Origin of the sequence: Streptomyces sp. NPDC127084, assembly GCF_042724175.1 — a bacterium.
Lineage (GTDB): Bacteria > Actinomycetota > Actinomycetes > Streptomycetales > Streptomycetaceae > Streptomyces.
Window position 1 is genome coordinate 63,320 of sequence record NZ_JBHXFA010000008.1, and the last position, 20,718, is coordinate 84,037.

At 69.4% G+C, this 20,718-nt stretch carries 14 protein-coding genes and 1 pseudogene; 8 read left to right on the top strand and 7 right to left on the bottom strand.

Translation table 11 applies throughout. The features are described from left to right. Nucleotides 1-7: 7 nt before the first annotated feature. Genes ACFWI9_RS03845 through ACFWI9_RS03860 form a run of 4 tightly spaced genes read left to right on the top strand, consistent with a single transcriptional unit; the run spans nucleotide 8 to nucleotide 4,705 of the window. Nucleotides 8-1,021 carry a carbohydrate ABC transporter permease gene (locus ACFWI9_RS03845; protein ID WP_387158880.1) on the top strand — a complete coding sequence of 338 codons (1,014 nt, stop codon included), beginning with the start codon at nucleotides 8-10 and terminating at the stop codon, nucleotides 1,019-1,021. Continuing rightward, a complete protein-coding gene (locus ACFWI9_RS03850) occupies nucleotides 1,018-1,923 on the top strand; it encodes a sugar ABC transporter permease (RefSeq protein WP_387158881.1) in 906 nt (301 codons plus the stop codon). The genes ACFWI9_RS03845 and ACFWI9_RS03850 overlap by 4 nt, the downstream gene beginning before the upstream one ends. A 59-nt stretch (nucleotides 1,924-1,982) precedes the next feature. Then, the gene (locus tag ACFWI9_RS03855) at nucleotides 1,983-3,674 is read left to right on the top strand and encodes a glycoside hydrolase family 13 protein (protein ID WP_387158882.1); all 1,692 of its coding nucleotides are present in this window, start codon (nucleotides 1,983-1,985) and stop codon (nucleotides 3,672-3,674) included. Further along, the gene (locus tag ACFWI9_RS03860) at nucleotides 3,659-4,705 is read left to right on the top strand and encodes a LacI family DNA-binding transcriptional regulator (protein ID WP_387158883.1); all 1,047 of its coding nucleotides are present in this window, start codon (nucleotides 3,659-3,661) and stop codon (nucleotides 4,703-4,705) included. Before ACFWI9_RS03855 ends, ACFWI9_RS03860 begins: the two co-directional genes overlap by 16 nt. A gap of 59 nt (nucleotides 4,706-4,764) precedes the next feature. Here ACFWI9_RS03860 and ACFWI9_RS03865 read toward each other — a convergent pair whose 3' ends face one another. Together ACFWI9_RS03865 and ACFWI9_RS03870 are read right to left on the bottom strand one after the other, a co-directional pair. Further along, nucleotides 4,765-5,184: a PIN domain nuclease gene (locus ACFWI9_RS03865; RefSeq protein ID WP_387158884.1), complete on the bottom strand. Its 420-nt coding sequence runs from the start codon at nucleotides 5,182-5,184 to the stop codon at nucleotides 4,765-4,767. Further along, nucleotides 5,184-5,438 (bottom strand): type II toxin-antitoxin system VapB family antitoxin, encoded by a 255-nt coding sequence (locus ACFWI9_RS03870; protein WP_387158885.1) that lies wholly within the window; start codon nucleotides 5,436-5,438, stop codon nucleotides 5,184-5,186. Before ACFWI9_RS03870 ends, ACFWI9_RS03865 begins: the two co-directional genes overlap by 1 nt. A gap of 537 nt (nucleotides 5,439-5,975) precedes the next feature. Between ACFWI9_RS03870 and ACFWI9_RS03875 the strand changes: the two genes are divergently transcribed. Beyond that, a complete protein-coding gene (locus ACFWI9_RS03875) occupies nucleotides 5,976-7,664 on the top strand; it encodes a carbohydrate-binding module family 20 domain-containing protein (protein ID WP_387158886.1) in 1,689 nt (562 codons plus the stop codon). 123 nt (nucleotides 7,665-7,787) lie between these two features. Further along, nucleotides 7,788-13,139 carry a pullulanase-type alpha-1,6-glucosidase gene (gene pulA / locus ACFWI9_RS03880; RefSeq protein WP_387158887.1) on the top strand — a complete coding sequence of 1,784 codons (5,352 nt, stop codon included), beginning with the start codon at nucleotides 7,788-7,790 and terminating at the stop codon, nucleotides 13,137-13,139. Nucleotides 13,140-13,520: 381 nt separating this feature from the next. On the opposite strand, the gene ACFWI9_RS03885 is transcribed toward pulA, so the two are convergent. From ACFWI9_RS03885 to ACFWI9_RS03905, 5 genes and pseudogenes are all read right to left on the bottom strand, one after another. Further along, on the bottom strand, nucleotides 13,521-14,696 hold the full coding sequence (locus tag ACFWI9_RS03885; protein WP_387158888.1) for a hypothetical protein: 1,176 nt from the start codon (nucleotides 14,694-14,696) through the stop codon (nucleotides 13,521-13,523). Between the two features lie 11 nt (nucleotides 14,697-14,707). Beyond that, nucleotides 14,708-17,851 (bottom strand): ATP-binding protein, encoded by a 3,144-nt coding sequence (locus ACFWI9_RS03890; protein ID WP_387158889.1) that lies wholly within the window; start codon nucleotides 17,849-17,851, stop codon nucleotides 14,708-14,710. 18 nt (nucleotides 17,852-17,869) lie between these two features. Next, on the bottom strand, nucleotides 17,870-18,337 hold the full coding sequence (locus tag ACFWI9_RS03895) for a hypothetical protein (protein WP_387158898.1): 468 nt from the start codon (nucleotides 18,335-18,337) through the stop codon (nucleotides 17,870-17,872). A 126-nt stretch (nucleotides 18,338-18,463) separates the two neighbouring features. Next, nucleotides 18,464-18,637 (bottom strand): annotated as a pseudogene (locus ACFWI9_RS03900) (zinc-ribbon domain-containing protein); the annotation flags it as partial. A gap of 187 nt (nucleotides 18,638-18,824) precedes the next feature. Next, nucleotides 18,825-19,544 (bottom strand): TetR/AcrR family transcriptional regulator, encoded by a 720-nt coding sequence (locus ACFWI9_RS03905; protein WP_387158890.1) that lies wholly within the window; start codon nucleotides 19,542-19,544, stop codon nucleotides 18,825-18,827. Nucleotides 19,545-19,734: 190 nt separating this feature from the next. Between ACFWI9_RS03905 and ACFWI9_RS03910 the strand changes: the two genes are divergently transcribed. Beyond that, on the top strand, nucleotides 19,735-19,986 hold the full coding sequence (locus ACFWI9_RS03910; RefSeq protein WP_387158897.1) for a hypothetical protein: 252 nt from the start codon (nucleotides 19,735-19,737) through the stop codon (nucleotides 19,984-19,986). Nucleotides 19,987-20,083: 97 nt separating this feature from the next. Further along, nucleotides 20,084-20,602: a hypothetical protein gene (locus ACFWI9_RS03915; protein ID WP_387158891.1), complete on the top strand. Its 519-nt coding sequence runs from the start codon at nucleotides 20,084-20,086 to the stop codon at nucleotides 20,600-20,602. The last annotated feature ends 116 nt before the right edge of the window (nucleotides 20,603-20,718 follow it).

Below are 20,718 nucleotides of genomic sequence, written 5' to 3' on the forward strand. Positions count from 1 at the left end.
CCGACTGATGGCTGTCCACACCAGCGGCCAGTCGGTGGCGAAGGCCGCGGAGCCCAACAGGGCCCGCGGCCGTCGCCGCGACTCCGCAGCGGCGCCCGGCAAGCTCCGCCGCGCCCTCTCCACCCACTGGTACGCCTGGGCCATGGTCGCCCCGGTGGTGATCGTGATCGGGGTGATCATCGGTTATCCGCTCGTCCGCGGCGTCTATCTGTCGCTGACCGACGCCAACGAGCGGAACGTCGAGCGGTCCATCGGGGTCAACCAGCTCCCCGCGACCTACGAATTCGTCGGCCTGGACAACTACGCCGACGCGCTCAGCGGCGACCAGTTCCTCGGCACCCTCGGCTGGACGCTGGTGTGGACGGTCTCCTGTGTGGCCGTCACCTTCGGCCTGGGCCTCGCCCTCGCCAACATCCTGAACCGCAGGATCGCCGGCCGGTCGTTCTACCGGATGGTGCTGGTCCTGCCCTGGGCCGTGCCCGGCTTCGTCTCCGTCTTCGCCTGGCGCTTCCTCTACAACGAGGACAACGGCCTGCTCAACAAGATCCTCGCGGGCGGTGGCATCGACGCCGTGCCGTGGCTGAACGATCCCATGATGGCGAAGATCTCCGTGATCGCCGTCAATGTCTGGCTCGGCGTCCCGTTCATGATGGTCGCCCTGCTCGGCGGGCTGCAGTCCATTCCCGGCGAGCTCTACGAAGCCGCCGAGATGGACGGCGCCAGTGCCTGGCAGCGCTTCCGGCACATCACCATGCCGGGGCTGCGCTCGGTGTCCACCACGGTGATCCTGCTGAGCACCATCTGGACCTTCAACATGTTCCCGGTGATCTTCCTGCTGACCCGGGGCGGTCCCGGTGAGGCCACCCAGATCCTGGTGACCCAGGCGTACAAGTTCTCGTTCGAGATCAGCCCGCGCGACTTCGCCCAGTCCTCCACCTGGGGCGTGCTGATCCTCGTCCTCCTGATGCTTTTCGCCGCGGTCTACCAACGAGTCCTCCGCAAGCAGGGAGAAACCTGGTGACCACGACGACCAACGCCCCGGTCCGACCGGGTACGTCACGGGCCGCCGCCCCGACCGCACGGGGGAAGCGCCCGGTGCGCGGCCGCCGCTCGCCGCTCGCCTCACTCGCCCTGCACCTGACGCTCGTCATCGCGTCCGTGATCGCGGTCTTCCCGGTGCTGTGGGTGTTCCTGACCTCCCTCAAGCCCGCCGAGTACGCGACCACCACCGACTTCGTCAAAGAGACGACGTTCGAGAACTACGGCAAGCTGATCGCCGACACCGAGTTCCTCACCTGGTTCGGCAACTCGCTGCTGGTCGCCGGACTCACCACGGTGCTCGGCGTGTTCGTCGCCGCCACCACCGGGTACGCCGTCAGCCGCTTCCGCTTCCCCGGCAAGCGCGGGCTGATGTGGACCCTGCTGATCACCCAGATGTTCCCGGTCGCGGTGCTGATCGTGCCGATCTACAACATCATGTCCCGGCTGGGCCTGCTCAACGAACCCGCCGGTCTGGTGATCACCTACCTCACCATCGCCGTGCCGTTCTGCGCCTGGATGATGAAGGGCTTCTTCGACACCATCCCGCGCGAGATCGACGAGTCTGGCCAGGTCGACGGGCTCACCCCGTTCGGCACGTTCTGGCGGCTGATCCTGCCGCTGGCCAGGCCGGGGATCGCGGTGACGGCGTTCTACTCGTTCATCACCGCCTGGGGAGAGGTGGCCTACGCCTCCGCGTTCATGGTCGGCGACGAGAACCTGACGCTGGCCGGCGGACTCCAGAAGTTCGTGAACCAGTACGGCGCCCAGTGGGGCCCGATGACCGCGGCGTCCGTGCTCATCGCCATCCCCGCGGCGATCGTGTTCCTCTTCGCGCAGCGGCATCTGGTGACCGGCGTCTCGGCCGGCGCCGTCAAGGGCTGATCCCCCGGCGCATTCCAAGGTCCCCCACACTTCCGCATCCGATCACACCCAGGGATGAAATGACCCAGCACCTCGCCGCCCCCGCCCACCACCCGACCAGTGGCACGCACACCGGCTGGTGGCAGGACGCGGTGATCTACCAGGTCTATCCGCGCAGCTTCGCCGACGGGAACGGCGACGGCATGGGCGATCTCGCCGGCATACGCGAGCGGCTTCCGTATCTCAGGGAACTCGGCGTCGACGCGGTGTGGCTCAGCCCGTTCTACGCCTCTCCGCAGGCCGACGCCGGTTACGACGTCGCCGACTACCGCGCCATCGACCCGGCGTTCGGTAACCTCCACGACGCCGACGCGCTGATCCGCGCCGCCCACGCACTCGATCTGCGGGTCATCGTGGACCTCGTGCCCAACCACTGCTCGGACCAGCACGACTGGTTCCGGCAGGCCCTGCGCGAGGGCCCCGGATCCCGGCTGCGGGAGCGCTTCCACTTCCGCCCCGGCAAGGGCGAGAACGGCGAACTGCCGCCCAACGACTGGGAGTCCATCTTCGGCGGCCCGGCCTGGACCCGGGTCGGGGTGCCGGACGGCAATGGGGGCACCTCCCAGCCGGAGGCTGGGGGAGAGTGGTATCTGCACCTCTTCGCTCCCGAGCAGCCCGACTTCAACTGGGAACACCCCGCCGTCCAGGACGAGTTCCGCTCGATCCTGCGCTTCTGGCTGGACCTGGGCGCCGACGGCTTCCGCGTCGACGTGGCCCACGGCCTGGTCAAGGCCCCCGGCCTGCCCGACATCGGCGGCAGCGACCAGCTCAAGCTGCTCGGCAACGACGTCATGCCGTTCTTCGACCAGGACGGAGTGCACGGGATCTACCGCTCCTGGCGGCGGATCCTGGACGAGTACGAAGGCGAGCGCATCCTCGTCGCCGAAGCCTGGACCCCGACGGTCGAGCGCACCGCGCTCTACGTCCGCCCCGACGAGATGCACCAGGCCTTCAACTTCCAGTACCTCACCACCAACTGGGACGCGAAGGAGCTGCGCGAGGTCATCGACGGCTCACTCGCCGCGATGCGCCCCGTCGGCGCCCCCACCACCTGGGTGCTGTCCAACCACGACGTCACCCGGCACGCCACCCGCTTCGGCAACCCGCCCGGCCTCGGCACCCAGCTCCGTGAGCAGGGCGACCGCGCACTCGGCCTGCGGCGGGCACGCGCGGCGACGCTGCTGATGCTGGCGCTGCCGGGATCGGCGTATATCTACCAGGGCGAGGAGCTCGGCCTGCCCGATGTCACCGACCTGCCCGACGAGGTGCGCCAGGACCCGTCGTTCTTCCGTGCCGAGGGGCAGGACGGGTTCCGCGACGGCTGCCGTGTGCCGATCCCCTGGACCCGGTCCGGTTCGTCGTACGGTTTCGGCAGCGGCGGCAGCTGGCTTCCGCAGCCCGAGGTGTGGGGTGAGCTGAGTGTGGAGGCGCAGACGGGTGTGCCGGGTTCGACGCTGGAGCTGTACCGGGCGGCGCTCGCGGTCCGCCGCGAGCACCCTGGCCTGGGTGCCGGTGACGCGGTGACCTGGCTGGACGCGCCCGAAGGCGTACTCGCCCTGGCCCGCGACGGCTTCGTCTGCACCACCAACACCACGGGCTCGGACGTGGAACTGCCCGTCCCCGGCACCCTGCTGCTGGCCGCCGGCCCAGTCGCGGTGACGGACGGAACCGCCGTGCTGCCCGCGGACAGCACGGTGTGGTGGACGGTGTGACCGTCCCCCGGCCGAGGAGCGGTGGCACGGGGGTGGCCGCTCCTCGGCTCGCGGACCTCGCGGCCCAGTCGGGCGTCAGCGAGGCCACGGTCAGCCGGGTGCTCAACGCCAAACCGGGCGTGTCGGCCGCCACCAGGACCCGGGTGCTGGCGGCGCTCGACATACTCGGTTACGAGCGCCCCGTACGGCTGCGCAGACGCGGCGACGGACTGGTCGGTCTGGTGGTGCCCGAGCTCACCAACCCGATCTTCCCGGCGTTCGCGCAGGTCGTCGAGCAGGCGCTGAGCGGGCACGGCTACACCCCGCTGCTGTGCGCCAAGCAGCCCGGCGGGGCCACCGAGGACGAGTTGGTGGAGCAGTTGGAGGAGAGCGGTGTCGACGGCATCGTCTTCCTGTCCGGGCTGCACGCAGACACCTCGGCCGATCCCGCCCGCTACGCCGAACTCGCCGCCCGCAAGGTCCCGTTCGTCCTCGTCAACGGCCACAACGAGCGGATCTCGGCAGCCTTCGTCTCGGCCGACGACCAGATGGCCGCCGCCATGGCGGTGCGCCATCTCGCCGAACTGGGCCACGAGCGGATCGGCCTCGCGGTCGGCCCCGCCCGCTATGTGCCGTCCCGCCGCAAGACGGAGGGCTTCCTCGCCACGGCGGGGCCGGGCGCCGAACGGTATGTCCGCCACACCCTGTTCAGTGTCGAAGGCGGCCACGCCGCGGCTGCCGAACTGATCGACGCCGGCTGCACCGGCATCGTCTGCGGCAGCGACATGATGGCCCTCGGCGCGATCCGCGCCGTCCGCGAGCGGGGACTCGACGTACCGGGCGACGTGTCGGTGGTCGGTTACGACGACTCCCCGCTGATCGCCTTCACCGACCCGCCGTTGACCACGGTGCGCCAGCCGGTGCACGCGATGGCATCGACGGCGGTGGGTGCCCTGCTGGAGGAGATCCGGGGCAATCCGGTGCCCACCACGGAGTACCTGTTCCAGCCTGAGCTGGTGGTACGGGGCTCGACGGCCCGGCCGTCGCGCTGAGCCGGCGGCCCCGGCCGCCGCGCCTCGCGGCCTCCGTACGGCAGGGCGTCGGTGGGACGTCAGTGGTCGGCGGTGCCTGGTGGGACGACCCATTTGGTGGGCTGTCCGGTGAGGGAGGCGATCATGTCGAAGTCGCCATCGTAGTGGAGGATCGTCAGCCTGTTCAGCTCCGCAGTGGCGGCGATGAGCAGATCGGGGAGTGAAAGGGCGCGGTGGAAACCCGCGTTGAGCGCGTGACGCTGGACTTCCAGGGCCTGGGTGAAGACGTCGTCGTCCGCGCGCAGGTAGTCGAAACCGTGGAGCCAAGTGCTGATGCGCATTGCATCCGCATTGTCCCGTGCCGAGTGGATCATCTCGTACTCGGTGGGCTGGCATACGACGAGCAGGTAGCGCTCGTGGAGGGGCCGGAGGGTTTCCCTGACACTTGGCTTCGCCCAGCGGGCGAGGGCGGACTTGTCGACCAGATATCGGTCCTGCATCAGGCGGCGTGGCCCCCGCCGCAGTCGCCTTTGTGTTTGAGTGAGCCGTCGGCATTACGGGGGCCGGTGCTCTCGATGATCTCGCTAAAGTCGAGCTCGCCGGAGTCGATGGCGTCGAAGCCTTCCTGTCGCAGATGGCGCTTGACGGAGTCCTCCATAGCGAGGCGAACGGCCTTTGCCTTCGTCTTGGTGCCGAAGATGCGCATGGCTTCGGCCACCATGTTCTCATCCAGGTCGATTACGGTTCTCGCCATGTGAATGGCTCCCTTCGCGACACTTCAGTTCAGTGAATGATACCTCTTTCTCGTGAGGGGCGATATCGTTTCTGGCGGTGAGCTGATGAAGGTGCACGGGTCCCCAGCGGACTCGGCGTCGGCTTCGTTGTTGTGCGTGAGGGGGCGCGCGGCGCTGTGGCTGCCGCCCGGGTTCCGGTGGGCCGCCCGGACGGCGGCGTGGACTCTGCGGATGGCTCGGCCGGTGCGCTCGCGGTGCCGACGAGGGCGGTCGCGCGATCGAACGTCCGGTGGTCGTATGCGGCACGGCCAGGGCGTGCGGTGTGGGGGAGCTGTGCCGGGATGCCTCCCTTCCGTCAGTGCAATTTCTTGCGGGCTCATGTCTTCCATGAGTCCCGCAGATGTCGAAACTGTTGACCCTTGGACCCGCTGGCCCTACGGTCACCTGCACAGAGGGTCTTGCATTCTTGCAGCAAGAACATTCAATCCCCATCCCCACCGGGCCCTCCGCTCCGACTCACAACCCCATTCCCCTTCCTGAGCCGCAGGAGGAACCACATGGCCGGCAGAACCCTGGCCGCCGCCCTCGCCCTCGCGGCAGGTGCGGCGACAGTGGTGCTCACGCCACCGGGAGCCGCGCAGGCGGCCCCGCCAGGCAGTAAGGATGTCACCGCCGTCCTCTTCGAATGGCGCTTTGACTCGGTCGCCCGTGCGTGCGGTGAGACGCTCGGGCCGGCCGGCTACGGATACGTTCAGGTCTCCCCGCCCCAGGAGCACATACAGGGCGGGCAGTGGTGGACGTCCTACCAGCCCGTCAGCTACCGGATAGCGGGGCGGCTCGGTGACCGCGCCTCGTTCTCCGCGATGGTGAACGCCTGCCACGCGGCGGGCGTGAAGGTCGTCGCCGACTCCGTCATCAACCACATGGCCGCTGGAAGCGGTACGGGCACGGGCGGTTCGCCGTATACGAAGTACGCCTACCCCGGCCTGTACTCGTCCTCGGACATGGACGACTGCATCACGCAGATCACCGACTACCGGAACCGCGCCAACGTCCAGAACTGCGAGCTGGTCCAGCTCGCCGATCTCGACACCGGCGAGGAGTACGTCCGCACCAGGATCGCGGGCTACCTCAACGACCTGCTGTCGCTGGGTGTGGACGGCTTCCGGATCGACGCCGCCAAGCACATGCCGGCCGCCGACCTCGCGGCCATCAAGGCCAAGCTCAGCGACCCCGGTGCCTACTGGAAGCAGGAGGCCATCCACGGCACCGGTGAGGCGGTCTCGCCCAGCGAGTACCTCGGCAACGGCGATGTGCAGGAGTTCCGCTATGCCCGCGACCTCAAGCGGGTCTTCACCAGCGAGAAGCTCGCCTATCTCAGGAACTTCGGCGAGGGCTGGGGCCATATGGCGAGCGGCCGGTCCGCCGTCTTCGTGGACAACCACGACACCGAGCGCGGCGGTGACACCCTCAGCTACAAGGACGGCGCGAGTTACACCCTCGCCAACGTCTTCATGCTGGCCTGGCCCTACGGCTCCCCGGATATCCACTCCGGCTACGAGTGGTACGACCGGGAAGCCGGACCGCCGAACGGCGGCACGGTGAACGCCTGCTACAGCGACGGCTGGAAGTGCCAGCACGCCTGGCGTGAGATCTCCTCGATGGTCGCCTTCAGGAACGTGGCCCACGGTCAGGGCGTCACGAACTGGTGGGACAACGGAGGGGACGCCATCGCGTTCGGGCGCGGCGACAAGGCGTATGTGGCCATCAACCACGAGCCGGCGTCGCTGACCCGGACCTTCCAGACCTCGCTGCCGGCGGGCGCGTACTGCGACATCCAGTCCGGTACGGGCGTCACGGTCAACGCGGCGGGGCAGTTCACCCGGACCCTGGCCGCCGGCACCGCCGTCGCGCTGCACACGGGTGCGCGGAACTGCGGCGGTTCGACAGGTGCCGCGGGAGCCTCGTTCGGTGTCAACGCCACCACCGCGTGGGGCGAGAACATCTATGTCACCGGCGACCAGGCGGCCCTGGGCAACTGGAACACCGGCGGCGCGCTGAAGCTGGACCCGGCGAGCTACCCCGTGTGGAAGCTCGACGTCAGCCTGCCCGCCGGTACGGCCTTCGCGTACAAGTACATCCGCAAGGACGGCAACGGCAGCGTCGTCTGGGAGAGCGGCGCCGACCGCACGGCCACCGTGCCCGCGAGCGGCACGGTCACGCTGAACGACACCTGGCGCGAGTGACCGCGACCGAACCGCACCTGAACCGCCACGTAGCTGAGTCCCACCCCTGAACCGCCGCTCCGCGCGCTCTCGACCCCGCTGCGCGCGGAGCGGCGCACCACCCACGATCCTCGGAGAGCCCCTGTGATACGCCCCCTGCGCGGCCGGCGCCGAGCAGTCGCGGCCACGCTCGCCGCCGCCCTGTGCGCGGCGCTCGCGCCCGCAGTACCCGCCGCGGCGGCCAAGCCGCCGGCCCCTCCCGGCGACGCGAAGCTCGCCGCCGAGCCGAGCCGCCACGACCTGACCCGGGAGCAGTTCTACTTCGTCCTGCCGGATCGTTTCGCCAATGGCGACCGGGCCAACGACCGCGGCGGACTCACCGGTTCGCGGCTGGAGACCGGCCACGACCCCGAGGACAAGGGCTTCTACCAGGGCGGCGACCTCAAGGGGCTCACCCAGCGGCTCGACTACATCAAGGGCCTCGGCACCACCGCCATCTGGCTGGCCCCGATCTTCAAGAACCGGCCCGTGCAGGGCGCGGGCAAGGACGCGAGTGCCGGGTACCACGGCTACTGGATCACCGACTTCACCCAGGTCGACCCGCACTTCGGCAGCAACGCCGACCTGGCGAAACTGATCGACAAGGCCCACGCCAAGGGCATGAAGGTCTTCTTCGACGTCATCACCAACCACACCGCCGACACCGTCGACTACGCCGAGAAGAAGTACGGCTACCGCCCCAAGGGGGCGTACCCCTATCTGGACAAGGACGGCCGCCCCTTCGACGACCGGGCGGGGGTCGGGAGGGTGGACGCGGACTCCTTCCCGTACACCCCGGTCCAGGGTCCGGGCCGGATCTCCAAGGTCCCCGCCTGGCTCAACGACCCCGCCATGTACCACAACCGGGGGGACTCCACCTGGGCCGGGGAGAGCGCCGAGTACGGCGACTTCGTCGGTCTTGACGACCTGTGGACCGAGCGCCCCGAGGTCGTGGACGGTATGGAGAAGATCTACGAGAAGTGGGTCCGCGACTTCGACATCGACGGTTTCCGTATCGACACCGTCAAGCACGTCGACCTGGACTTCTGGACCCAGTGGGCCACCGCGCTCGACGCCTACGCGGCGAAGCGGGGCCGGGACGACTTCTTCATGTTCGGCGAGGTCTACTCCGCCGACACCGCCGTCACCTCTCCCTATGTCACCCGGGGGCGGCTGGACGCCACCCTCGACTTCCCCTTCCAGGACGCGGTCCGCGCGTACGCCTCCCAAGGCGCCGACGCCGGACGACTCGCGAAGGTGTTCGGCGACGACTACCGCTACACCACCGACAAGGCCAACGCCTATGAGCAGGTGACCTTCCTCGGAAACCACGACATGGGCCGTGTCGGCTCCTTCCTCATGCAGGACAACCCCGGCGCGGACGACGCCGAGCTGCTGAAGCGCGCCCGGCTCGCCAACGAGCTGATGTTCCTCAGCCGGGGCAACCCGGTGGTCTACTACGGCGACGAGCAGGGCTTCACCGGCGCGGGCGGGGACAAGGACGCCCGTCAGACCCTCTTCGCGTCGAAGACCGCCGACTACCTGGACGACGAACAGCTCGGCACCGACCGCACCCACGCCGAAGACGCCTACGATCCCGCGCACCCGGTCTACCGCTCGATCGCCGCGCTCGCGAAGCTGACCAGGCAGCACCCGGCACTGCGCGACGGCATACAGCAGGAGCGGCACGCCGCGGGCGCGGGGAAGTCCGTGTACGCGTTCTCCCGTACGGACGCCAGGCAGCGCGTCGAGTACGTCGTCGCCACCAACAACGCCACCGCCCCGAAGACCGTGACCTTGCCCGTGGACTCGGCCGGCTTCCGCCTGCTGTACGGCGGTTCCGGCGCCGTCCGTGCCGAGGACGGGAAGATCACCGTCACCGTGCCCGCGCTGTCCTCGCTGGTGCTCCGCGCCACCGAGCCGCTCGCCGCACCCGCCGCCAAGCCGTCCCTGACCCTGAAAGCCCCGGCCGCCGGGGCCACCGGCACCGTCGAGCTCACCGCCGATGTCCAGGGCGGGCAGCTCAACCGGGTGGTGTTCGCCGCCCAGGCCGGCAACGGCGAGTGGCGCACCCTCGGCACCGCCGACCACGCCCCCTACAAGGTCACCCAGCACATCACGGCCCCCTCCGGCACCCCGCTGCGCTACAAGGCGGTGGCTGTCGACAGCCTCGGCCGCACGGCGAGCGCACTGGCATCGACCACGGCGGGCCGCGTCCCGCCGCCCGCGAAGCCGACGGCCGTCCAGCGCGACTACGCCGTGGTCCACTACAAGCGGACCGGTGGTACCTCCCAGGCCGGAGGCCCTGGGGGAGGGGACTACGACGGCGTGCGGCTCAAGGCGGGCGGGACCACCGCCGCGTTCACCGGCCGGGACGCCTACGGCGCCTTCGCCTGGGTCAAGGTCCCCGAAGGCGCCGCCACCATCCCGTACACCGTGGAGAAGGACGGCACCGCCGAAGGACCCCAGCGGACCATCGACCTCGGCCGCACCGGCGAGGTCTGGATCGCGGAGGGTCAGGACGGCCAGTCCGACACCGCACCCGACGGCGCCTACCCGCCGCAGGACACCTCGAAAGCCGTGCTGCACTACCAGCGGGCGGAGGGGGACTACGACGGCTGGGGTCTGCACACCTGGACCGGTGCCGCCGAACCCACCGACTGGTCCAAGCCGCTGATGCCGGTACGCCAGGACGCCTACGGGGTGACCTTCGAGGTCCCGCTCGCCCAAGGCGCCACCTCGCTCAGCTACATCGTCCACAAGGGCGACCAGAAGGACCTGCCCAACGACCAGTCGCTGTCCTTCGCGAACCACGGCCGGGAGGTATGGATGCTCGCCGGGCAGCAGAAGTATCTGCTCCCGCAGACAGGCGGCGCGCCCTCACTCGACCTGGCGAAGGCCGAGGCCCAGTTCATCGACCGCGGCACCGTCGTCTGGAAGGTGAAGTCCACCGACGCCACCAGCCAGCAGCTCGTCTACGCCCCGCACGGCGGCATCGAGATCAAGGACGGCGCGCTGAACGACGAGGGCCAGTGGCTCCGCCTCACCCCCGCCGCCCTCAGCGACGCCCAGCAGGCCGAGTACCCGCACCTCAAGGACTACCCGGCCTTCACCGTCGACCCGCGCGACCGCGACCGGGTACGCGATGCCCTGCGCGGCCAGCTCATCGCCACCCAGCGCAACGAAGCGGGCGCCCTGCTCGCCGCGACCGGGGTGCAGATCCCCGGCGTGCTGGACGACCTGTACGCGGGCGAGGCCGAGGACGCCGCGCTCGGACCGGTGTTCCACAAGGGCCGTCCGACCCTCTCCGTCTGGGCACCGACCGCCCGCGCGGTGGCGCTCGAACTCGACGGCCGGACCGTGCCGATGCGCCGCGACGACACCACCGGCGTCTGGTCCGTCACCGGCCCGGCGAGCTGGCGTGGAAAGCCCTACCGCTACGCCGTCACCGTCTGGGCGCCCAGCGTCCGCGGACTCGTCACCAACAAGGTCACCGACCCCTACTCGACAGCGCTCACCACCGACTCGGCCCGCAGCCTCGTCACCGACCTCGCCGATCCCCGGCTCGCCCCCGAGGGCTGGTCCGCACTCCGCAAGCCCACAGCCGTGCCGCTGCGGAACGCGCAGATCCAGGAGCTACACATCCGCGACTTCTCGGTCGCCGACCGCACCGCGAAGCACCCGGGCGGCTATCTGGCCTTCACCGACCGCGAGTCCGCCGGTATGAAGCACCTGAAGCGGCTCGCGGACAGCGGCACCTCGTACGTCCATCTGCTGCCCGCCTTCGATATCGGCACCATCCCCGAGAAGAGGTCCGGCCAGACCACCCCGGACTGCGATCTCACCGCCCACGCCCCCGACTCCGACGAACAGCAGGCCTGCGTCACCAAGGCAGCCGCCAAGGACGCCTACAACTGGGGCTACGACCCGCTGCACTACACCGTCCCCGAGGGCTCGTACGCCTCCGACCCCGACGGCACCCGCCGCACGGTCGAGTTCCGGCAGATGGTGCAGGGTCTGAACGGCGCCGGACTGCGCACGGTCATGGACGTGGTCTACAACCACACCGTCGCCAGCGGCCAGGACGACAAGTCCGTACTGGACCGGATCGTGCCCGGCTACTACCAGCGGCTGCTCGCCGACGGCAGCGTGGCCACCTCCACCTGCTGCGCCAACACCGCCCCCGAGAACACCATGATGGGCAAGCTCGTCGTGGACTCGGTCGTCACCTGGGCCAGGGAGTACAAGGTCGACGGCTTCCGCTTCGACCTCATGGGCCACCACCCCAAGTCCAACATCCTCGCCGTCCGCAAGGCACTCGACGCGCTCACCATGGCCAAGGACGGCGTCGACGGCAGGAACATCGTGCTGTACGGGGAGGGGTGGAACTTCGGCGAGATCGCCGACGACGCCCGCTTCGTCCAGGCCACCCAGAAGAACATGGCCGGGACCGGCGTCGCCACCTTCTCCGACCGGGCACGCGACGCCGTACGCGGCGGCGGGCCGTTCGACGAGGACCCGGGGATCCGGGGCTTCGCCTCCGGGCTGTTCACCGAACCGGGCGCCTCCAAGGCCAACGGCAGCCCGGAGGAGCAGCGGGCCCGACTGCTGCACTACCAGGACCTGATCAAGGTCGGGCTGTCGGGGAACCTCGCCTCGTACACCTTCACCGACACCAGCGGACGCACGGTCAAGGGCTCCGAGGTCGACTACAACGGCGCCCCTGCCGGATACGCCTCCGCGCCCGGCGACGCCCTCGCCTACGCCGACGCGCATGACAACGAGACCCTGTACGACGCGCTCGCGTACAAACTCCCGCCGACGGTCACGGCGGCGGACCGGGCGCGGATGCAGGTGCTGGCCATGGCGACGGCGGCCCTCTCCCAGGGGCCGGCGCTCTCCCAGGCGGGCTCGGACCTGCTCCGTTCGAAGTCGCTGGACCGCAACTCCTATGACAGCGGCGACTGGTTCAACGCCGTGCACTGGGACTGCCGCGACGGCAACGGATTCGGCCGGGGGCTGCCGCCCGCGGCGGACAACCAGTCCAAATGGCCTTATGCCAAGCCGCTGCTGACCACCGCGGCGCTCAGCCCCGGCTGCGACCAGATCTCCGGCGCCTCCGCCGCGTACCGCGATCTGCTGCGGATCCGGACCGGCGAGCCGGTGTTCGGACTCGGCACGGCGGACGCCGTGCAGTCGGCGCTGTCCTTCCCGCTCTCCGGCACGGACGAGACACCGGGCGTGATCACCATGCGGCTCGGGAAGCTCGTGGTGGTCTTCAACGCCACGCCGACGACGCAGAGGCAGCGGGTCGACGCGCTCGCGGGCACCTCGTACGCCCTGCACCCGGTGCAGGCCGCGGGCGCCGACACCGTCGTGAAGTCGGCCTCGTACGCGAGTGACTCGGGGACCTTCACGGTGCCGGGCCGCACGGTCGCGGTGTTCACGCGCGGCTGAAACGGCCTAGCCAGGTCGTGTCTGACAAATGACGCCGTCCGCCCGCAGGACGGGGCCGCGTTCAGTGCATGGGGCCTCCCTCGGGCCGGTAGGGGCCGAGGGGGTGGGGTCTGCCTCGGGCCGGTAGGGGCCGAGGGGGTGGGGCCTCCCCAGGCCCGTAGGGGCCGAGGGGACGCGATCGCATGCGGTGGGGCCCCGCCGCAGGCCTGGGGAGGCCGTCTGGCTTTGAGTCTGCCGGACCGGCTGGTCGCGCAGGGCCTGCCGGTGATCGTGGCCGATGCCGGCTACGGCCGCAGCATCTTGTTCCGGCTCGCACTCGAAGCGACACAACCGCTGTCAAAGGACGGTGTGCGACGGGACTGTCGAGAGACGGAAGCATTGTCAGCGGGAGAGCCGCTCGGTTTTCTCGTGCTCATGAAACTTTCCGTCCGTGCCCCTCGTTTGCCATCTGTCGGAAGTCTCGATCTTGTTGCCATTCCGGTCAAATTTCTCCGTGACAAGATGACTGTTTCCCTGCTTGTCAGGTGAAATAGTGATGTGCTCGGTCATGTGCTTGTCCAGGTCTTTGCCCTGGAAGTATTTGCTGTCGACGTGCCATCTTCCTTTGTCCGTCCAACTGTCCGAGACGCGCGTGCCTTCCTTGCCGTCGTATTCCACCGTCTTGTGGTGGACGTTCTTGTCCTCGCCGCGGAACGTGTCCGTCTGCTTCGTCAAGCGGTCCTTGGCGTCGAACTCGTTCTTGTAGGAGTGCATGACCCCGTTGGCGTCCCGTGCCTGCCACGAGTCCGAGCTTCCGGTGACCTTCCCGTCCTTGTCCTTCGATATTGAAATGGTGTGCAGCTCTCCGCCCCTTTTTACCTGCCAGCTCTCGACGGTTCCGCCGGATGGCGTTTCGCGGACCGTGTGCAGATTTCCTTCCGCGTCCCTGAAGGCATTGACGATCCTGCCTTGTTCCCCGACCTTCTCGCCTCCCCCCTTTGCTTTTTCGTCTCCCCCCTTCGCATTTGCGTGACCGGAAAACGGTGCAGCATCCCCGCCGGTTTTCTCTGGAGTACGTCCGGTTGAATCTCCGGATTGTTTTGCGGGCTCCGTGCGCGAGGTCGTGTCCGACCAGGTGCCGTCGGTGTACTGGGCCACGTTGTGTTCGCTGCTGGTTTCCTTGCCGTTGGCGTCCTTGTTCACGGAGCCCGTCGTGATCGTTCCCTTGCCCAGATCGGTCGTCTGCGTGACGGTGGTCGAGCCTGTGAAATCGCCCTTGGCGTCGAAGTGGTCCGTCGACGTGACGACTGTGCCGTCCTGCTTCTGCGTCGTGGTCGTCTTGTCGGTGCCACCGTCGGGGGTCTTCGTCTCGCTCTTCGTGGTCTGGTCGCCGCAGCCTCCCCAGGCGGAGGACACGGACGACTCGCTCACGCCGTGCTTGCCCGCGTCCGAACTCGACGGGCCCTGGGACGAGTCGCCGCCCGACATCCTGGTTTCGATGCCGCGATCCTTGCTCCCTGAGCGCGGTTGGTCCTTGTCCCTGTCCTTGTCCTTGCCCTTGTCGTCCGTGTCCGACAATCTGCCCCTCGTCACCGCCTTGTTCCTTCCGCGAGTTCCGCCAGGCCCAGTAGCTCCGTGAGCGCTCGCCGGGCCGTCGCCGGATGGGCCCAGGTCTCGGCGGCAAACATCTGCTGTGCGAAGCACAGGGCCGTGCGGTCGGCGGTCCACCGCAACTGCGTCGCCAGGTCCGGCGAGCCGTCGTCCTCCGGCAGCTCCACCAGCTGGTAGGCGGCGTCCTGGCAGACTTCCCACACGGCCGCCCGGCGTCCCTCCGGCGCGGCCCGGTCGGCCTCACGGGCTTCCTTCCACATATCCGAGAACGCTCCCTCCGCCACCAGCTCGGCCACTGGCAGAGCGCACAGGCACGGCCCCGGTCTGCCGCCCCAGATACGACCGCAGCCCTCGAAGGGCCCCGGGCCGCCGCCCTGGAGGGCCAGCAGCACCAACCGGAGCCTGGCCACCTCGTCCAGGGTCTGTCTGCCCGCCAGGTGTCCCGTCAGCGCGGCATCGAGCAGCGCCGCGACTTCTCCGGCCTCTCTGTACGTCCATCCGGCCCGGGCGCCGCGGACGTCGGCCAGGTGCCAGGCGCCGTGCCGGGCCAGGCAGCCGAGGAAGGAGCGACGGTCCAGGTCACGCGGTCGGCGTGGCTCGACCGTGGCCTCCATGTCCTGCCAGGTGCGTTCCAGACCGCCCGGGCTCAGGACGGCCGACAGTGCCACTCGGCCCAGCGTCCGAAACACCGTCGGCTCCAGCACCGCGGCCCGCGCGGCCGCGCATGCCCGCTCCGTGGCCAGGCATCGGTGATCGCACGCCGCCGATGCCGAGAGCAGCTCGGACTGGGGCACGTAGGCGCTGTGCGCGGCCATGTGCTCTCGTACCTCCGGGTGCGACGGCCAGGTGCCCGAACCGCCCTTGGACCGCGGTACCTGGATGAGCAGCGGGGCGTCCTCGCCATCGTTGAACGCCGCGGCCCGACCGATCGGCAGGGTGGCCAGGGCCAGGCTCTGCGCAGGGTTCATCGCCATGCTGGCCCCGAGCAGCTTCCGGTCGTCTCCGGCGACGACCCGGTGCACCAGCTTGAGGTTGGTGTTCTTCAGCACGTCGGCCGCGAGCTTGGTCGGGACCTGGTCCACGACCACGACTCCCTGCCCGTACGCGCGGATCTCGGACAGCATGTGGGTGAAGGTCTCCACTGCCTTCCCCTTCACGTCTCCCTCCGCCTCGTCGCCGCGCCTGCCGCCCGCCGTGGCCCCGGCGAGGAGCCGGTGCGCCTCTTCGATCACGAGCAGGTGTCGCAAGCCCTCCACGTCGCCCTGAACGCGGCGGTGTTCGGCCAGCCGAATGAGCAGCAGGCCCATCATGAACGCCTTGTCGTCGTCGTCCCCCATGCCTTCCAGCTCCAGGACGGTAGGCCGTCCAAGCAGGTCGTCCATTGACAAGGGCCGTCTGCCGTCCAGCATCGTGCCCTTGCCCCCGGTCCGCAGGCTGTTCAGCCGGGTGCGCAGGGCTGCTCGCAGGTCACTGGTGACCCGTTCCTCGTAACCGAGACGGGGGACCAGCTCCTCTACCTTGCGCACGAGGTCGGTGAGGGTCGGGAAGGCGAGCGAGCGATCACCGTCCGCGTCCAGGCGCCGGTTGGTTCCGGAGGTGATGTCCCAGCCCCGGTCGGCATAGACGCCGTGCAGAGCGGTCTCCAGTACCTGGGGGAGAGGGGTCCACATGCCGAAGCTGACGTTGAAGACCGACCGGAGCAGGTCCAGGTGAACTGCCACGGGAATCCCCTCGGGCACTTCGAAGGGGTTCAGGCGCAGCGGCGAGACGGTTTCGTTGCCGAGGGTGAAGATCTGGAGGCGGCTCCCGATTTCCTCGTCCCGAAGCAGCACGCGGTACTCCGTCTTGGCGGGTTCGAGGATCAGGAAGGGGATGCCGAGCCGGGTGGCGAGGCGCAGCAGATGGAACACCGTGTTCGTCTTGCCGGAGCCCGTGACGCCGGTGACGAAGGCGTGGCGGGTCAGCTGGGACGTACGGATGCCGTAGGGGATGGCAGTGACCCGCCGTCGTTCGACAACGGATCCGACGAGCAACGAGTCGGCGTGCACGGCAGGGGGCACGGCGTCGAACTCGGGAACTTCCGTGATGGAGAACCCGCTGGTTTCCACAGTGGGCAGGTGCACGTACGCCGCGAGCTGCGCGGAGCTGAGCAGCGACTGGTGCTGGAAGGGGTGCTGGTACTGGCTTGCCGAAGCCCCTTCGGCCGACGCGGGCGGGTCGGGCAGCGCCCAGGCCTGGGTCAGGGCGGGCACCTCCTCGCGATCCCAGACCCGCACCGGCTCGGGCAGTGAGCGCTCGCCGGAGAACAGCCCTCGCCACAGGCTGGCGACCTGCGCGTAACTTTCCGCGTCACCCAGGAGGTACACGGCGGTACGCCAGGCTCCGGTGCCCTGGGCGTCGCTGAGACTCTTCAACTGGGCGGTGAGCAGAGCGACGTAGTGGTCGGCGAGAGGGCTCGGTACCCCGCCGAGCTTCGCGGTGGTCTGCGCCCTCCGCATTTGGTTGATGACTTGCAGTTTGAGGTTGCGTATCAGACCCTCGCCAACGGGCTGGGCGAGGACAAGCGCGGACCAGCGGGTGTGGCCGAGCGCACGCAGGAGCCGGTCGATCTGGCGGACGCCGTCGTTCTCGTCCGGGGGTTTGGAGGTCGGCACGCCGAGCACGAATCCGCCACACGGCCACGGGGCGGCTGCTGGTGGGAATGTCGGGTCCTCGCCGTCGGTCAGGTCCAGAACCGGATAGAGCGTCCGCAACGAGGTCTCCAGAAGACGGCGGTTCCGCTCGACCGTTGACGGGGCGCCACCGGCAGGCAGCCACGTCCCGAACCGGATGCGTGCGCGACCGGACTCCCCACCCACCTCGAAGGCGAGGGGAACCTTGCACTGGTACAGACTGACCAGCAGGTCCCGGGTGGGGGGAGCGGCGTCGTCCTTGCCGGTCGCACGCGAGTCGAGGCGCGCGGACGCATCCTTGTGCAGTCGTCCGATGCTGCTGACTCCTATGAGACCGCGTAGTTCAGGGGGAGCCTCCGTGAAGCGGGCTCCGGGGCCGGGGTCGGGCGGCTCGAACCCCGCGCGCTGGAGGTGGTCGAGGTCCGCGGCCGTGAACTCTTCGATCCCCATCGTTGCCTCCGTGCGCGGTCAGGGCGGCCAGTCCGGAGGCGGCCCCGTGGGCGCGGTGATGATCTGGAAGAACACCCAGGCGATCCACACCGCGATGGCGGTGAAGAAGACGCCGGCAAGGACGAGGAGCACCTTCGGCGTCCCCTTGGCGCGGACGACCGCGCCGGTGGTCAGATTCTCGAGCCGTGTGGCGCGGAAGGTCCCAGCCTTCATCCTGCCGTGGGCCCGAACCCAGTCGCCTTCGTTGAGTCCGCCCTCGAACGAGATTCCGCGCATCTCGACGGGCACGAGCGTCATCCGATGCCCCGCGGCGTCGTAGCGCTCCACGCGGAAGGCCCACACGGACTCGTAGTCCGACTGCCCCCGCTGCTCGGACCGCATCTGAATGCCGCGCACTTGTCCCTCCACCATTCCGCCCGTCGGCACCACCAGTTGCCTCGGCGGATCCTCGTGGCGCGGGTCCTGGCTGCCTGGGGGGTGATCCACCCGCGGGGGGTGGGCCGGACGCTCGGGCGGGGGGTCAGGATTCCAACTGCCGTCTTGCGAGAAGCCCTGCGGGATCTCGTGGGAGTACTGCGGAGGGGGCGGTTCGGACGGTGGGCCGACAAGCGGGCTGCCGCAGGCCGGGCAGAACCGGGCAGTGGGCGGGGTTTCGGCCCCGCACTGACCACACGTTGCGCTGAGCTTGCCCATTGCACGCCTGCCCTGTCCGACCCCCCTAACCCATTTGCCGGGTGTACCCCATTCTATTCCCCGACTGGGTATGCCGCGCGAGCTCCCAGGCATGATCCTCAGGCTGCGAAGGTAATGCCCTGACCTGGTTGAACGGGTAGTTGAGCCTGCAACGGCGCCGTAGGCACCGGGCGCGCTCGCGTCGTGCTCAAGGTGAGGCGGCGGAAGTGGCAGTCGGGGCGCCGCAGCTAGCGATGCAGGCACGCCAAGTGTTGGTCAGGCCCTAGAGAGGCTGGCCGGCTCAGGCGCGCTGCCCCGGCAGGCTCGCCGTCTGCGGCAGCAGCGCCGCCATCCGGCTGATCAGCCCGGCGAAGGGGCCGTCGGCCGGCTCACCGTCGAGCAGGCGCTCCAGCACATCCGCCATGTACGGGTCGTATGCCGCGGGTACGGCGACCAGGGCCACGAAGTCGTGTACGAGTTGCCGTTCGAGCTCGCGCCGGGGAATCTCCCGGCCGTCCAGCCAGATCAGCGCGGTCGACTCGGCGAGCGATACCCAGGAACGGACCACCAGGCACAGCCGGGGCGACGGGTCGGTGACGCCCAGGTGGGCCATGAGGTGGTCGTAGGCGGCCTTCCGGACCTCTTCGACCATCGCGTTGGTCCGGGTGGAACCGACCGCCGGGCCACCGCGCATCAGCGCCGAGAAACCCGGGCCGTGCTCGTCCACGAAGGTGAAGAACCGGTGCATCACCCGCAGCAGCCTTCCGCCGAGCGGGCCTTCGTGCCGCTCCACGATGCGAGCCGCCAGGTCGTCGGCCGCACGGCGCAGGGCTGCCTCGTACAGGCTCTGCTTGCCGGGAAAGTAGTGGTAGACCAGCGGGCGTGAGATCCCCGCCGCGGTGGCGATCTCGTCAATGGAGACCTCGTCGGGGGAGCGGTGGCTGAACAACTCCAGCGCCACCCCGATCAGCTGCTGCCTGCGCTCTTCGACGCCCATCCTGCGGCGAACCCCGGTCGTCATGCGAACAGCCTAAACGGCCGGTCATCGCCGGTCATCGGTGGTCAGTGATCGGCCGCGGGAGGCACTCCGGGTACCCTCCGTTGATATGACCGCATCTGACCAGGAAGCCCCGGTACCGGAGTCGGAGGCTCCGGATGACCTGGATGCCCGGGAATCGCATGAGCCGGAAACCCTGCCGGAGCGCACAGGCATGACCCCCCGCCAGGCCCGCGTGGTACGGATCGTCGTGGCGTCCGCGCTGCTGGTGACCCTGGCCGCCGTTCTCGCGGTGCGGCTCGCCAGCCGTACGTCCGTACTGGTGGTCGGTGTCTACGGACTGGCCATGATCCTGTGTGGAGTGGTCATCGAACTGAGCCGCCACGGCCGTACCAGGCTGGGTAGCTGGCTGCTGGGCGCCGGCCTGGTGGCGGCACTCGCGGCGGACTGGCTGCTGCTGCCCTGACCCGCGCCCGTGGGCGGGGGTGTTCCGTGCGGCACGTTACCGCCAGTTACCCCTGTTGCCCGGTGACACCGGAGGGGTGAGCAGGCAGGATGGCCGGATGCGTACGGATCGACGTCGAAGCACCGCCCCGATAGCCCTGGCCGCGCTCGCCCTCACCGTCGTCACGGCCGCCACCGGCTGTGTCCCGGATGACGAGAAGGCCGCTGACGTGCCCAAGACGGCGACGGGCAGCCTGGAGGAGCTCGCGGCCAAGGTCTCCTGCAAGCCGAATGTCTCCACGGACGCCAAGGAAATCCGGCAGGCCAACTGCGAGACGAAGGACGGCGCGTATGTGCTGAGCACCTTCGCGACCGACCGGGGCCAGCGCGAGTGGATCAATGAGGCCAATGACTACGGCGGGGCCTATCTGGTCGGCCGCAAGTGGGTCGTCAGCGGCGACGAGAAGGTGGTCACGGCGCTCCGCGACCGGCTCGGCGGGGATGTCGAGACCGGCGCGTCGCACGGCGGGCACACCGGCAGCGGTCGGCCCGACAGCGGGAACGGCGGCTCGCACACCGGTCACACCGACCCCACCGGCGGTGAGCACTCGGGCGGCGAGCACTCCGGACACAACTGAGCGCCCCACGGCACCGGTATGGGGGGGGCGGGGAAAGGGGGGCCCCCGGCGCGGGAGCGGGGGGGGGGGTCGGGCGCGCGCGCGGGGGGTTGTGTGGGGGTGGGTTATAAAAAAGA

Coding starts and splice junctions, on each gene's coding strand:
- ACFWI9_RS03845 (WP_387158880.1), top strand. CDS start 8: ATGGCTGTCCACACCAGCGGCCAGTCGGTGGCGAAGGCCGCGGAGCCC.
- ACFWI9_RS03855 (WP_387158882.1), top strand. CDS start 1,983: ATGACCCAGCACCTCGCCGCCCCCGCCCACCACCCGACCAGTGGCACG.
- ACFWI9_RS03865 (WP_387158884.1), bottom strand. CDS start 5,184: ATGCAGGACCGATATCTGGTCGACAAGTCCGCCCTCGCCCGCTGGGCG.
- ACFWI9_RS03870 (WP_387158885.1), bottom strand. CDS start 5,438: ATGGCGAGAACCGTAATCGACCTGGATGAGAACATGGTGGCCGAAGCC.
- ACFWI9_RS03875 (WP_387158886.1), top strand. CDS start 5,976: ATGGCCGGCAGAACCCTGGCCGCCGCCCTCGCCCTCGCGGCAGGTGCG.
- ACFWI9_RS03890 (WP_387158889.1), bottom strand. CDS start 17,851: ATGGGGATCGAAGAGTTCACGGCCGCGGACCTCGACCACCTCCAGCGC.
- ACFWI9_RS03905 (WP_387158890.1), bottom strand. CDS start 19,544: ATGACGACCGGGGTTCGCCGCAGGATGGGCGTCGAAGAGCGCAGGCAG.
- ACFWI9_RS03910 (WP_387158897.1), top strand. CDS start 19,735: ATGACCCCCCGCCAGGCCCGCGTGGTACGGATCGTCGTGGCGTCCGCG.
- ACFWI9_RS03915 (WP_387158891.1), top strand. CDS start 20,084: ATGCGTACGGATCGACGTCGAAGCACCGCCCCGATAGCCCTGGCCGCG.